We start from the raw sequence: 14,113 nt of genomic DNA, 5'->3' as shown, positions 1-14,113 counted from the left end.
CCTCGCTCAGATCAGGTCGAGCATCAGCGCGGCCCGGGTCTCGCCCAACGCCGCCTCGGCCATCAGCCGTCCGGCTTCGGTCTCGAGCACGCCGAGCTGGGTCGTCAGGCGCGACGCATATTGACGTGGCGTCATCTTGAACCAGTCGCAGGCCACCGCGACGCCGGTGGTCGTGTAGCGCCACAGCTTGTCGGCGTCGCGCACGATCCGGTCGTTCAGCGAGCGCGGGTAGGGGCGGGTGTCGTGGCCGTCGATGATCTCGCCGACCGCGACGATGATGTCCTCCGGCCAATCGGCCTGTTCGAGGACTTCGCGCGACATGCGGACGCCTTCGCTTTCGTGGAGAAAGCGCACATCGGACTGCATCATGTTGGGGCCGAAGCCCTTCTCGATGATGTCCTTCATGTCGATCGCGTACCAGCCGATGTCGTGCAGGATGATTGCGAGCGAAACGATGTCCTCGTCCGCGTCCGGATAGTGCACGAGCAGCTTGCGCGCGTAGGCATAGGACAGGGGAATGTGGACGTCGTTCTTGCGCGCGCGCATGTACGGCTCGCTGATGCGCCAGACCTCGTCATAGCGGTTGCCGACATCGGACCTATCGAGCATTGCAATGTTCCATATGCGGAGAGAGGCCGGCGCTGCCGGCCTCTCTCGATTGGGTCAGGACAGGATGGTCACTTCGCCGGTCGAGCCGTTGACGCGCAGCATCTGTCCGTTCTTGATCGAGGAGCTGGCGCGTCCCGTGCCGGTGACGGCGGGCAGGCCGTATTCGCGGCACACGATCGCGGCGTGGGACATCATGCCGCCGATGTCGGTGACGATCGCGTTGATCTTGCCGAAGATCGGCGCCCAGCTCGGCGCGGTGACCGGCGCGACCAGGATCTCGCCCTGCTGGATCTGGCCGAGCTCGTCAGCGGAGCGCACCACGCGGGCGCGGCCCTCGACGAGGCCGGGGGAGGCGGCCATGCCGGACAGCTTGGTGGTGTTGGCAGCGCCATCGAGCCATCGGCCGATGCTCTCCGTGGTGATGCCCCACAGCATGATCGTGAACGGCTCGGTGATGACGTCGGGCGGATTGTTGAGCGCGGGCTGCGGCGGTGTCGTCGCGAGCGCAGCCAGGATCTTCTTCCGCCGCTCGATCTCCGGCGGCCAATAGGTCGGACCGATCGCCGGTGCGCCGACGGCCCAGCCATTGCCGTAGTCGAACAGCGCGTCGCGGACCTCCTGACGATTCAGATAGAACAGGTCGTCGGCGTCCTTCCAGAAGCCGGCATCGCGGAAGATGGCGCCGAGCTCGCGCATCTTGCGCCAGAATACGCTCATCGACCAATGCTCGATGTAGAAATTGTGGTTCTCGACATAGGGAAACACGGTCCGGGCCAGGCCCAGCTTGCCCTCGAAGGCGGCGCGTGCATCGGCGTCCAGCATCTCGGCATATTCGGACGTGATGCGGTCGCGCTCCTTGGCGATGGCCTCCGTCGGCCGGTCGATCTCCTCGCCCCGCTGCACGCGGACGACGTAATCCCTGACATAGCCGAGCGGGATGTCGAGATGCTCGATCCAGTACTTGTCGGTTGAGTAGAAGCCGTTGCCGGAGGTGAAGTTGAACCAGGGATCCTGCGCCTCGCTCCAGGCCTTCAGCCATTCGCCGCCGTTCGGCGCACGGCCGACCGCGGCCAGCGCCTCGTCGACCGATCCGCTCTTCAGGGCATCGGCGACACCGAGCGTCACGGCGAGCTTGGCGAGCTTCTTCAACTCGTCGTCCGGACGAAACAGGTCGACTTCCACGCCTTGCACCATCTTGGCGATCGCCTGGTCGGGAATGGTGGGGAATTGCCCCTTCATGAAGCTGAAGAAGTCGAGATAGGCCGCGTAGCCGAGATTCAGGAACTCGAAATGATACTGCCAGGTCTTGTAGAGAAGCTGGATCGCCCGGTCATAGGTCTCCATCAGCGCGTAGGTGTTGTCGAGGCCGACTCCCGCCGTGATCCACTCCAGCGGCACGGCTTCGGGCAGCGGCTCGAAGTTGAGCGCCTCGAGATCGGCGATGTTGGCTCGGACCTTCTTGTCCCAGTTCGCCAGCAGGCGATCCCAGTTCTGGAAGTAGTAGCCGGCGCGCTCCATGAAATGCGGCACGCGGCCTGCGATCAGCTCGGGCGCCACCGCCACCGGGCTCATGTAGCAATAGCCATTGTGGATGCGGTATTCGACGCCGTTCGCCGGCGGGATCAGATAGTGCCGCGTGTTGTACTGGCCGAGGCACTTGACCGCGAATTCGACCGTGACGGCGTCGAACGGCTTGAACGGGCTCGGCCAGTGCTGCGAGTCGCAGAACCAGAACTTGCCGTCCTCCTTGTCGCGCAGGCTGTTCTGGAACTGGAGATAATAGGGGTAGAGCTTCTCCCAGCCCTCGGCGCCGACCGGCGTCTTCAGGTCATAGGGACTTGGGAATTTCGCATGCGCCGTCATTGTCGTTTCCCCTCGGTTATCTGTTGTTTGTTGTCGTGATGCTCACCGCTTGGCCTGGACCGGGGCCAGCAGCGTTCCAAGTACACCCGCAATCCCGGTCTCGTAGATCGCGGTCGACTGCTTCTTCCTCTGGCTCCAGACGGTCTCCGGCCGGCTCTGCAGCGCGACGAGGTTCTCGTCCTCAGGGAGATCGGCATCGATCGCCCATTCGACGTCCTGCGGACAGCCCATGCTGCGCTCGAGCGACTTGGCGAGCCTGGCGACGGCGAGCACCTGGGTATTGGACAGGGAAGGCAGGGTGCGACGTTCCGGCGCGATCACGCGCTCGACGGTCCGGCGCTCGGCGCGATCGGCGACGAGCTCGAAATCCTTTTCGGCGATGCGCTGCTTGATGACCTGCAGAAGCACCTTCTCGACGACGAAATTGTCGGGCGTGATTTCGCCGGAGACCACGGGCTCGCCGAGCCCGAAGGCGGAATCGATCACGATCTTGGTACGGTCGCCGTTGATCGGATCCAGCGTCATCGCCACGCCCGCGGCGGCGGCGTTGACCATCTTCTGGACGCCGACCGACATCAGCACGTCGATCTGGCCGAGCCCGTTCTCGGCACGGTAGGAGATCGCGCGCGCGTTGAAGAGACTGGCCCAGCACGCCTTGACCTTCTCGACCACGGCGTCCTCGCCGACCACCCAGAGATAGGTATCCTGCTGGCCGGCGAAGCTGGCGTCGGGCAGGTCCTCGGCGGTCGCCGACGAGCGAACCGCCACCGGAAACTGACCGTCGGGCGACATCCGGCGATACGCCTCGCGGATCGCCTGCTCGACCGCGCCCGGCATCGGCTGCGCCATGATTGCGTCGCGGATCTCGTGCGACAACTTCTCTTCGTCATCGACATCGTCGAGCACGATCCGCGACAGGCGCTCGCTGATCGTCGCCTCGAGTCCGTTGCTTCGAAGATGAAGGGCGTAGGCGTCGGTCGCGACCGCAAATCCCGCGGGAACGCGCACGCCCTGTGCGATCATGCGCGCCAGGCTCGCGCATTTGCCGCCGATGCGCGGGAAGTCGTCCTCGCGTGCGGCTTCGAACGGCACGATGAAGGATGCGGCTGCGTTGGCGCCCATACGTCTGTTCCCCACCTTATGGCCCGGATCGGCTCCGGACTTGTTGTTGCTTGTGAAACGCGGCCAAGTGACGATCGTCGCGTCAGGTCACGTCCCATTCGATCCGAAGCGCCGTCGGCACGCGGAACGAGATGTTGTGAACGAAGTCGATGGTCTGGTCGGCAGCGAGCCGGAGACCAGGAAGCCTGCGGGTGAGCTCGCCGAGCGCGATGGCGAACTCGATGCGGGCCAGCTGCCGGCCGACGCAGGTGTGAATACCGTAGCCGAAGGCCAGATGGCTTCTCGCGTCGGTGCGCCGGACGTCGAAACGGGTCGGCGCGGAGAACACCGCCTCGTCGCGATTGGCGGAGCCGATGAGCAGGAGGATATTGGAATCCTTCGGCACCGGCACGCCGCCGATCTGGGTGTCATTCAGGGCGCGCCGGCGCCAAGCCACGATGGACGGGCTGAAGCGCAAGCATTCCTCGACCGCCTTCGGAATGAGCTGCGGCTCGGCGATGATGGCTTCCCAGTTGTCGCGCCGCTGCAGCAGCTCGCGCATGCCGTTGGCCATCAGGGTCGTCGTGGTCTCGTGGCCGGCGAACAGTACGCTGTAGAGAACGCCGGCGATCTCCTCGTCGCTGATCTCGGCGCCGTCCTTCTGCAGTCGGACCAGATCGCCCGGCAGATCGTCGGTCGGATCGTCGTGGCGCTGACGCACCAGCGCGCGGCAGTAGGTCCAGTATTCGACCATGTTGCGCGCATGCACGATCTGCTCGTCGTCGCTGAGGTCGCCCCACGTCAGCAGCGCGCGGCTCACCGCCCAGGACTTCACGCGCGGCACGTCCATATTGGGAATGCCGACCAGCTTGAACAGCACCAGCGCCGGCACATCATAGGCGAACTCGCGGAAGAAGTCGGCATGTCCGCGATCGGCGAAGGCATCGATCGCCTGGTTGACGACCGCCTTGATCTCCGGCTCGATCGCCCTGAACCGGCGCGGCCCGAAGCAGCCCTGGACCAGCTTGCGGATGCGGGTGTGATCGGGCGGTACCCGCGCCGACAGGCCGGAATAGGCGGTGAAGCCGCCCTCGCGCATGATGCGCTTGCCTTCCTCGCACATCGGGCGAAGCGGGGCCTGGGCGTTCTCCGAGGAGAATGTGCGCCAGTCGTCGAACACAGCCTTGATGTCGGCGTGGCGCGCCACCACGAAATATTTCAGCTCGTCGGAGAAGAAGACAGGCGCCTCGGCGCGGGCCCATTCATAGAACGGGAACGGATCGCGCATCTCGAAGGGATCGAAGTCTTTGGCGGCGTCGCTGTAGGGACACCGCGCCAGCTGAGCTGCCGAACCTGGCATGTCGTCCTCCCATTCGCCGCCCTTGGTGGCGACGTTGTCATGGGCTCACTCTAAGCGGCGGCCTTTGGGTTTTCTTTAGCCCTTAACTCTATGACAATTTGAGACAAATCGTCAATTATGCGGGCGGCGGCAGCCCCATGGCGCATGGCCTGGCCGGCAAAGGTCGCGTTGCCGAGCCGGTCGCGAACGAGCGGCCTTACGCCGTGAGCTTGCGGTGCAGCTCCTGAAGCGAGGCGCTCTTCGGCCGGTTGTCGAAATGCTTGAGCGAGTCGAGGTACAGCTTGAACTGGCGGTCGATCGCTTCGCGTCGTCCTTGCGCCTTGAACACCTGCATTGCCTCGGCATGCGCCATCTCGCACAAGGGATCGATCGCCAGCGCCTTCTGGCAATGCGCGAGCGCGGCCGAGTGGTCGTTGCGTTCGAGATAGATCCGTGCCGCGTCGCGTTGCACCTTGAAGAACATGTCGCGCAGCCAATAGCGCTTGCTCCAGCACCAGTCGCGCTCGCCATCGTCGGCGTACTCGACCGGAATGTCCTCGAACAGGTCTCCGGTGTACAGACGGTCCGCCGCCTGCAGACAGATCAGCGCCTCGTCGCTGGCGCCCGCCTTGATGTGACCCTGGGACTGACGGCAGAGCTGTTCGAAGGTTGAGATGTCGAGCCAGCTGCGCTCCGGGGGCACCAGCACGTAGCGCGATCCCTCGCGTCGGACATAGTTGCGCGTCTCGTCGCGTCCGTTGGGCTGGCCGAGCGCCAGCCGCAGATAGCGCACGGTGTGATAGAGGCGGTTACGCGCGGCCTCAATGTCCTCGGCGTTGGGCCAGAGCAGATCCGCAAGCTCGTCGGTGGCTGCGCCATGGCCGCCCTTCTGCAGCAGATAGGCGAACAGGGTCTTGGTCTTGCGGGTCGCTCCGCCGGGCGGGTCCCAGTTCACCTGGCTGCCGTCGTTGCGATAGATCCGCAACCGTCCGAAGCAGCGGATCTTCCAGCGGTCGCGGCTGTCGAGATGAACTGTACTGGGCTCTTCTGCCGATCGCCGCAACAGCCACATGGGGTCGGCGCCTTCGGCTGCGTGCAGCGCGGCCGCCGATGTCCCGATCCGCAACTCCGGCGCGATCGCGCCGAGCCAGAAATCGACCTGCTCGCGCAACGCGCCGCGCGTCTGCAGCCGCGACGGCAGCCAATGCGGATTGTCCACCAGTCCGGCGCTGGTGAGGATCTGCGGATGGCCGCGCAGCGCGACGAGCAACTGCTCGTCGATCAGCACCCGGCGGTTATAGAGCGAGGCGATCGAGACCTCGGACTGCTGGGTGAGCGTTTCAGCAAGTGCGGGCCAACCCTCGAAATTGGCCGTCGCCGAGTTGGTCTCGAGGCCCCAGCTCATGTCGACGACGAGCAGGGCGGGGCCGTGTCTGCGGGTCGGCGCCACCCACCTCTCGATTCGGCCTGCGACATCTCGAAACGAGATCGGCACCCGCAGCAACGCCATCTCGACAAAGCTCTTGCCCTCGACGAATCCGCTCTTGTTGATGCGCTTTGCGAGCTTCTCGACCCGCGCGACCGCGTTGACGTCCGCCGCGATCACGAAGATCCGGCACGGCTGTGCGACAGTCTGGTAAAGCTTGAAGAAGTCCGCAAAAAGAAGCTTTTGCTGCGTCGCGAATAGGGCGAGGTTGACAGAACTATTCTTGGTCATGGGTCCTCACCCGCGACAACCCCATTGCCGTCAGCAGACTGGAGGTAGTCTAAGAGCGGCCGCCGGAAGGTTGCAAGGCCCTGTTTCGCGAGCATTCCAGCAAGCTGGCGAGATCCAAAGGCCGTGAAATGCGGCAGCGAAATGAATGGCCTTCAGCGACGATGCATGTTCGGGTTCGAGGGAGGGGGATGCGGATCGAGCAAGCCAGCGGAGCTGATTGTCTCAACGCGAGGCTCCTCTAGACCGGCAGGCGCTCGTGGATTGCCGCTCCATGACCTCTCGGATGAAGGGGGACGCCGCTAGAACTGTCGGGCTGGCAGCGAGTTGATGATTGATGTTCGATGGAGGCCAGCCGCGGGATAGGCTTTATCCCTCAGCTTGTCATATGAGAAGTCTGGCTCCGTTGTCTGCAGCTTGCGAACCATCTCGAAAGAAAGCTCACGGTGCCCATTATGGGCATAGAGAGCTGACAAATATCGCAAGGGTGGAGCAAAGGTCGGAGCAAGAGCATGGCTGGCTTCTGCAAGATGGACGGCCTTGTCGAGTTCTCCCGCCATAGTCCCCGCAATGCAGCTCAAGGCATCGAGCTGAAAACGGAAAGGCGCCGCACCAGCGATCGTACGGGCAAGCAATGTGTGCTGAAAGCCGTCCTCTGGTTTGCCGAGATAGCTCTTTGCGATTCCCTGGCAGGCCCAGGCGATCGGGTTGGCGTGGTTCAGTTCGCGCAGCCACCCACGTTCCATCTGCCACCTTCATTCGATGGGACCGAGGGGGCGAACGAAGACCGTGAGTGGTGCGCTCAGTGTTATCGCAGCCGAGTCTGCAGAGCGCAGCATTGAGCGTATTGTCGCCAATCCGGCGACGATAGGCGAAGCGCCAAAGTCGCGGTGGCGAGCATGAAAAACCCGCCTTCATCTCAGCGTTTGTAATCCTTGTCTGCCGGCTTCAGGTGCTGGAGATACGGGGCGGACTCGGCCAGTTCGATTCCACCCACGACTCGCGATACCATGACCTCCGCGAACTTCCATCAAGAATACCGGCAGAGGGGGCGGACGCCAGCGATGGGCAAATGCGGCTTGTCTTTGATGTTGAGGGGTAAACGGCCGACGGCGGATGCGGGCGAACGGTCCAAATGGTGCCCTGGCCGGAATCGAAGCACCGCGAAGAATGCTGTAACCAAGGCTTCCTGGAAGCACCCGAAGTCGGTACTCACAGCCTTACTCACATGATTTATGATTCCATAGGCCATTCGGCTCTCTTGATGGAGCCGTCCACGGCGGTTCATCTTCATCAACGTTGTGCAATGAGGATCAATGAGCTGCGTGGTCAGCATACCGGCGGACTTCAACGTCATCAAAGTTGTCTCGCCGGCAACGAATCGATGATCGATGACCGATGCAGGCCGGCCGCAGGATAGGCCTTGTCGCGCAGCTTGTCGTATGAGAAGTCCGGTTCGCTGGCCTGCAATCTCCTCACCATCTCGGAAGAGAGATCGTGCTTGCCTTCGTGCGCATAGAGCGCTGAAAGGTAACGCAAGGGTGGTGCGAAGGTCGGCGCCAGCGCATGACTGGCCTCCGCCAGATGGACGGCCTTATCGAGTTCGCCCGCCATCGTCCCCGCGATACAGCTCAACGCATCCATCTGGTATCTGAATGGTGCAGTTCCGGCGATGGTGCGCGCAAGCAGCGTATGTTGGAAGCCCTCGTCGGGCTTGCCGAGATAGCTCTTGGCGATTCCCAGACACGCCCAGCCGATCGGATTGGCGTGGTTCAATTGGATGCTGCGTTCGGCTAGTTCGTATGCGGCGACGTAGGACCGCCGCATCATGGTCTGAACGTGCGCGCTCAGGCCCGCAACATAAGAATTGTGAGGTTCGAGTTCGAGGGCGCGGTACATGAAGTCGAGGGCCTCGGCTTGCAGTGTCTGACGGCAACTGAATTGTCGTTCCGCAAGTAGAAAGGTTCGCAGATACGCCCGCCAAGCCAGATAGATCCCGCGTGATTCAATATCGAATGCGGCCGCGAAGAGCTTATCGGCCGTCGCAAAGTTGATCTTGCCGAGCCTGAAAAGATGCAGAATCCCCGAATAGCAGAGATCGGAGGCTACCTCGGCATCCGGCCCGCCCGAATGGACCGTGATGAACTGATCGATGGCGACGTTGACGACGAGATTGACGCACCGCATGACATCCGCATCGTTCAAGTCCAGCGCCTGAATGCCGGGTAGCTGCAGCGTGGACGACCACTTCAGGGTATGTTCCGGTCGCTGCGACAATGCGAGGCGGACGATTTGCCTCGTGTGGCCTCCGAACACGTCCGAATGTAGCGAAAGCGTCTTGCGCGGCGCTGCGTCCTTGTCGTCGCAAGCCGGGTCCATCGTATCCCTACAATCGATGACCTCGGCGACGCCGAGTTCCTGTATGGTTTTTGCGACCGAGTCGATCAGGCTGTCCGCGAGCAACGATGCGTCGGACTCTCCAGACTTGGAGTTGCGAACCAGCACGATCCGATTCCGTGGAATCGAACGTCCGCGCACCGGTTCTTCGAGGGCAATGTCCGCAGGGCGATCGGTCCTTGCTTGGCGCGTAGTGCGGCGATCGCTGAAGTTCTGACGTTGCGATCGAAGCCAGTCCTCGAAACCATCTTCGCCAATATCGATGCCTTCCAGGAGTTCGCCGGAGTCGTCCGCTTTTGTGGCAAGATCGAAATCCGTATCAAATAAGGTCGGATCGAGCGCCAGCACATAGCTGTCCGCAAAAAGCACTCCGTGATCGTTTCCAAATGCCTTTCGAATTTCTGACAGGCTTTGGCGAAGGCTTGCCGCGCCCTGCTCCTTGCCTCGACTGCCCCACAGCTTATCCTGGATCCAGACGCGCGATCTCTTGTTTTCAGGCGATAGCGCCAGCATTGCCAGCAGTGCGCATGCCTTCCGTCCCCGCGGCGTGCAATCTTCACCGTTCGAATTGATGATCTTGGGCGGACCAAATAACCGAAGATGCACCTTGGCTGTCGAACTTCGCATGGATCGCTCTTGAGGGTCCTGCCCTGTCTTTCGTAGCCCGCTACCCTCAAAGGTAGCGGAAGACGTTTCTCAACCATGGAGTGAAATCCTGCGGCAAACACCTGTCAACGTGAAATATGCGTGAAATTGCGTTAATTCCGACTGCGGACGACTTGACCGTTCAGGGCTTCGAACTGAGCATCGTGACGTACCTGAGGTTGTTCGTCGGGTTTTTCCGGGGAGGCGCAAATGGCGCGGATAAGCGGCGAGAGCGGTGAAAGTGGCGAGAGCGGCGAGAGCGGTGAAAGTGGCGAAAGCGCGCGCTCCCGGTCGTTCACGGCAGCACGGGCGCTCATCTCGGGTCGCGAGGGCGTGGTGGGGATATGGCGGGATGTTGGTACCCCTCCGGCAAACTACGAAGCCAAACCGTACGCGCTGGACCGCTGGTCGACGCCGGTGCGATTGCGAACCCTGACCGCCGAACTGCTGTCCGGAATCTACTACGATGTCGGAGATTGCAACGAAACAAGCGAGTCCGTTTGCGTCGAATATCGGGGGCGCGGCGAAGACGGTACATGTGCGTTGATTCACATGATCAGGCCAAGTCCATCCGATTTCGCCAAACAACTGATCTTTGTGCATAACTATGCGGCACTTCGGATGGAGCGCAGCGGCGAGATCATGACGGAGATGACGGACATCCTGTCGTTCCTCGGCTCGGTGGGCTTCCTGCACCCGGATCGAACTCGGCGGACGTTCGAGCTGCTGACGCTGGTCCTGAACGTGACCGGCCTAATCGAGATGCGGGTCAAGCATGCGCTGACCTGCCGGCGACCGGTCGAGTACTCGCCCCAGATCCAGCCGATGATTCCAACGCCCGGTCACGGCTCACTGCCAAGCGGGCACGCGACGGAATCCTTTGCCGCCGCTTTCGTGTTCTATGCGTTGCTGTCGCAAGCCAGAAGCGCACGCATCAAATTCGATAGCGACGATCCGACTTTCGAGCAACTGATGCGGATTGCCGAACGCATCGCCATAAACCGGACGGTTGCCGGTGTTCACTTCCCAGTCGACAGTGTAGCCGGCATGAAGCTCGGTCTCGCCTTGGCGGAGTTCTATATTGCGCGTTTCTGCGGCGGCCGTTTTCTGAAGACGCATGCTTTCGATGGGCGAGGATTCGACGGCGACTTCTGCTACGAAGATTGGATCTCTGAATTCGTCGACGACCCCCAGGAGCGAAAGGCCAAGTCCGACAGCGGACGCAAAATATCTGGAAATACGCGCGCCGAAGTGCCGAAATCCTGTGATCTGAACCATCTCTGGGACCAGGCGGTCGCGGAGTGTCAGTTGATGATCGGAGTGGTAGGCAAATCGCGATGAAGCTTCATTGGAAAAAGACCGCTTGCGACCGTCCCGATCCCTATCTGGACTGGGAATTCCGGACCCGGCGCAAGCCCAACCCGGATCCCTGGTGCTCTGTGCAAATCCAGATCAGGCCGTTGCGCAGCGCTCTTGCGAGCCTTTACGAGCTACAACGCGCCGTCGATGAGGGGTACGTGCCTGACCACGACGTCCCGGCCAAGAAATTCACCATTCGAATGAGCGATGACGAGCGGACTCTCCTGAGTTGGTGGATCAAGGCCCTGGAAGGGCCAAAGCCGCCAAAGATCGATGAAGTCGACATGCAGTTCTTCATCTATCGCAAGGAAACGTTCATCTATCGTGGCGGCAGATTCCGCGATCCCGGATTTTATCGCTCTCTTTTCGTGGGGCCGCCGATCGTCGGTTTGCAGTTCAACGACTTCAACCCCCAGCCCGATCCGACCAGCTTCGAACCTTCCTTCCTGGCGGCTACCAAGGTTGCTATCGGCATCATCGACGACGGGATTGCCTTTGCGCACGAAAGATTTCGAGATCGCCGTATGGTCTCGAAGATCGCGGCCATGTGGCTACAGGAGACGGAGAAGCGGAGTCCGGCAGACAACGCCGTCGTATTCGGCCGCCGCCTTATGCATGACGAGATCAAGCAGTTGTTGCAGGAATCCAAAAGCGAAGACCGCATTTACCGGAAGGTTGGTGCGACCGATTTCGGCAAGACCCGCGCCTACAATCCACTGGCCGCACGCGTCAGCCATGGGACGCATTTGCTCGATCTGGCTGCAGGCGGAGGTCGGGGCAGCGAAGGAGTGTCGATCCTCGCTGTCCAATTGCCGTCGGTGGCGACGATCGACACGTCGGGGCTGACGATGGGAAGCTATGTGCTGCAGGCGGTCAGGATGATCATGACGTGGGCCGATGCATTGAGCGAAGCCGGGAAGCCAATTCCGCTGGTCATGAACTTCAGCTATGGCCTTTTGGCGGGTCCTAAGGATGGCACTCAGTATCTCGAAAAAGCGCTCGCCGGCATGGTCCGCCACCGCAACAAGCGCCATCAAAACCCCAATCTGACCCGCTTGGTCATGCCGGCGGGCAACAGCTATCGCACTCGCGCCGCCGCAAAACTGGAGCTCAAAAAGGAGGTCGAAACCCTGGATTGGGTCATCCACCCCGATAGTGCAGCAACGAACTACGTCGAGATTTGGCTCGATACCGGCGCCGAAGGCAAGCCGGGACAGGCACCGGTGGAGATCTGGCTGACCGCACAGGACGCGAGGACGAGCCCACCCATTCGGCCTAGCGAGGGTTACATTCACCAGGCGACGATCGGTGGCGGTCCGATCGCTGGGATTTATTTCGACCGCATTCAGCGCGGAAAATCCGTACGCGAGCGGATCCTGCTCGCTGTCAATCCGACCGTGCGCAACGACGACTGCCGCGAGATCGCACCTTCCGGTCGCTGGAAGCTGTCTCTTCGGAATTTGACCGGGACGGCGATCACGGCACATGTCTACGTTCAGCGCGACGATACGCCGTTCGGCTACCCGCGGCGCGGCCGCCAATCTTACCTCGATCACGCCGGTGCTTATGACCGAGATCCGCGGACCGGCGACTATCGGCTGCAGAGGGACGGTTGTCCAATTAGGTATGCGGACACCCTATCGTCGATCGCAACCGGCTCGATGATTGAGAGCGACCATGTCATCGTCGTCGGCGCCGCCGAGGCGTCTGAGGGGCATCCCCCTTCCGACTATACGTCGAGCGGCCCCGCTTTGGTTCGGCCGGGGCCGGACTGCTCGGCGTTCGCTGACGAAGGCAATGCGCTCTGGGGCGTCCTCGCCGCGGGCACGTTCAGTGGCTCGGCTGTCAAGCTCAACGGCACCAGCGTCGCCGCGCCTCAGATCGTGCGGAAGGTGGCAGACGAACTGCGGGCGATGGCTCATCCGGCTGCCGACAGTCCGGATGTGCCGGTTGGCATCAATTCGGCGGTGACTAATCCGGTCACGATTCCCATCGATCCACCCGATCCGCGGCTCGGAAAATACATCTTCCGGCCCAGCTCCGATCGACACATTCCGAGGCGTCGATATCCGGCGGTGACGGGGCTCTAGACTGTTCGCCCGCTCTTGCCGAATTGCAGGCAAGGCAATCAGCGCAGTCGTATCCACGCATCAGGCGGGACAGATCAATGGTCTGCATCTAACAGTTAGTTGGAATCGCGAAAATTCGCAGAGCGCTGATGTTTTTCACGAGCGATTTGCGCTGAAATTGCGCTCAATTCACGTCGTCAATGCATCCTTCGCGCGCGCTTGCAAACATTGCAGCGATGAAACGCAGTAGGAGAATTGGCATGGCCGAGAAAGACGATTATCCGATTAATTTGGCTGAGGCTGTTCAACAGCAGAGCATGCTTGCCGTCTACGGCGTTCCTATCAAGGATACGTCGCTCGGCGACTTTTCCCGGCTCGTTTCGCCCGGGCTGACGCGGTTGGCTCAAATTAGGGCCTACGCTATCGGCGAGTTCTGTGTGCGGCTTCCAAAGCCGGTCGTGATGCTGTTGCCGGGGGAGGGGATTCCGACCTCCGATTCCTGCGCTCGGCCCAAGGAACTGAAGTGGTCGGTACTACCAGTTGACAAGACCGTCGCCGTTTCAATGTCGACAGGAAGCTTCATCGAAGTTCTGGACGATGTAGCGACCAAGGGAATTGATGGCGGGTTGACGTTGGAGAACCCGCGGATTCAGGACGGCAAGGCCTGTGTAGACATTCACGCTTGGGCGAGAATCGAAATTTTTGGAGCGCATGTAGATTTTGATCAGCGGATTCCTGTCTGCGTTCCGCTCGAAGGATGCCACACGGTTTACGACGTAGGTTGGGCAAACGTTCAGGTGTGTTTCCGTGCGCCTAACCAGCTATGCGCCAAGCTCTGTATTGGAAAGTGGGGGTTGTCAAAGTGCTGGGATTATTGTGTCCCGGTGCATCTCGTCACCGCCGCAGTAGCGAAGCCCTGCAAGTGTCAAAGCGAATAGCCTGACAATCAGTTTGGCGGCCAGCGGAAGGCGGCCGCCAAACTCTGGAGAGTCCTCAAATCCTGTCGCCCTGAAGTGT

10 protein-coding genes are annotated in these 14,113 nt (G+C 61.5%); 3 read left to right on the top strand and 7 right to left on the bottom strand.

The window, feature by feature from the left end:
• Positions 1-6: 6 nt before the first annotated feature.
• The 7 genes from QX128_RS08010 to QX128_RS07980 form a co-directional block, all read right to left on the bottom strand.
• Positions 7-609, bottom strand: coding sequence for an HD domain-containing protein (locus QX128_RS08010; protein WP_316181170.1), 603 nt, complete (start codon positions 607-609; stop codon positions 7-9).
• A 54-nt stretch (positions 610-663) separates the two neighbouring features.
• Positions 664-2,472, bottom strand: a complete 1,809-nt coding sequence (locus QX128_RS08005) for a PEP-utilizing enzyme (RefSeq protein ID WP_316218015.1) — start codon at positions 2,470-2,472, stop codon at positions 664-666.
• A gap of 42 nt (positions 2,473-2,514) precedes the next feature.
• Positions 2,515-3,594 carry a PEP/pyruvate-binding domain-containing protein gene (locus QX128_RS08000; protein ID WP_316237153.1) on the bottom strand — a complete coding sequence of 360 codons (1,080 nt, stop codon included), beginning with the start codon at positions 3,592-3,594 and terminating at the stop codon, positions 2,515-2,517.
• Between the two features lie 82 nt (positions 3,595-3,676).
• Entirely contained in the window at positions 3,677-4,933 is a 1,257-nt protein-coding gene (locus tag QX128_RS07995) for a cytochrome P450 (protein WP_316237152.1), read from the bottom strand.
• A 196-nt stretch (positions 4,934-5,129) separates the two neighbouring features.
• Positions 5,130-6,629: a bacterial transcriptional activator domain-containing protein gene (locus QX128_RS07990; RefSeq protein ID WP_315804565.1), complete on the bottom strand. Its 1,500-nt coding sequence runs from the start codon at positions 6,627-6,629 to the stop codon at positions 5,130-5,132.
• A gap of 299 nt (positions 6,630-6,928) precedes the next feature.
• Entirely contained in the window at positions 6,929-7,372 is a 444-nt protein-coding gene (locus tag QX128_RS07985) for a hypothetical protein (RefSeq protein ID WP_316237151.1), read from the bottom strand.
• A gap of 610 nt (positions 7,373-7,982) precedes the next feature.
• Positions 7,983-9,650, bottom strand: coding sequence for a hypothetical protein (locus QX128_RS07980; RefSeq protein ID WP_316218012.1), 1,668 nt, complete (start codon positions 9,648-9,650; stop codon positions 7,983-7,985).
• Between the two features lie 228 nt (positions 9,651-9,878).
• Here QX128_RS07980 and QX128_RS07975 point away from each other — a divergent pair, with 228 nt between their 5' ends.
• The 3 genes from QX128_RS07975 (at position 9,879) to QX128_RS07965 (ending at position 14,034) form a co-directional block, all read left to right on the top strand.
• Complete coding sequence (locus QX128_RS07975; protein ID WP_316237150.1) at positions 9,879-11,009, top strand: phosphatase PAP2 family protein; 1,131 nt, start codon at positions 9,879-9,881, stop codon at positions 11,007-11,009.
• Complete coding sequence (locus QX128_RS07970; RefSeq protein WP_316237149.1) at positions 11,006-13,117, top strand: S8 family serine peptidase; 2,112 nt, start codon at positions 11,006-11,008, stop codon at positions 13,115-13,117. The genes QX128_RS07975 and QX128_RS07970 overlap by 4 nt, the downstream gene beginning before the upstream one ends.
• A 239-nt stretch (positions 13,118-13,356) precedes the next feature.
• Positions 13,357-14,034: a hypothetical protein gene (locus QX128_RS07965; protein ID WP_316237148.1), complete on the top strand. Its 678-nt coding sequence runs from the start codon at positions 13,357-13,359 to the stop codon at positions 14,032-14,034.
• Positions 14,035-14,113: the final 79 nt, after the last annotated feature.

The organism is Bradyrhizobium sp. SZCCHNR1015 (assembly GCF_032489875.1).
Lineage (GTDB): Bacteria > Pseudomonadota > Alphaproteobacteria > Rhizobiales > Xanthobacteraceae > Bradyrhizobium.
Note: the sequence above shows the minus strand (reverse complement) of the source record. Positions and strands in the feature narration are given on the sequence as shown.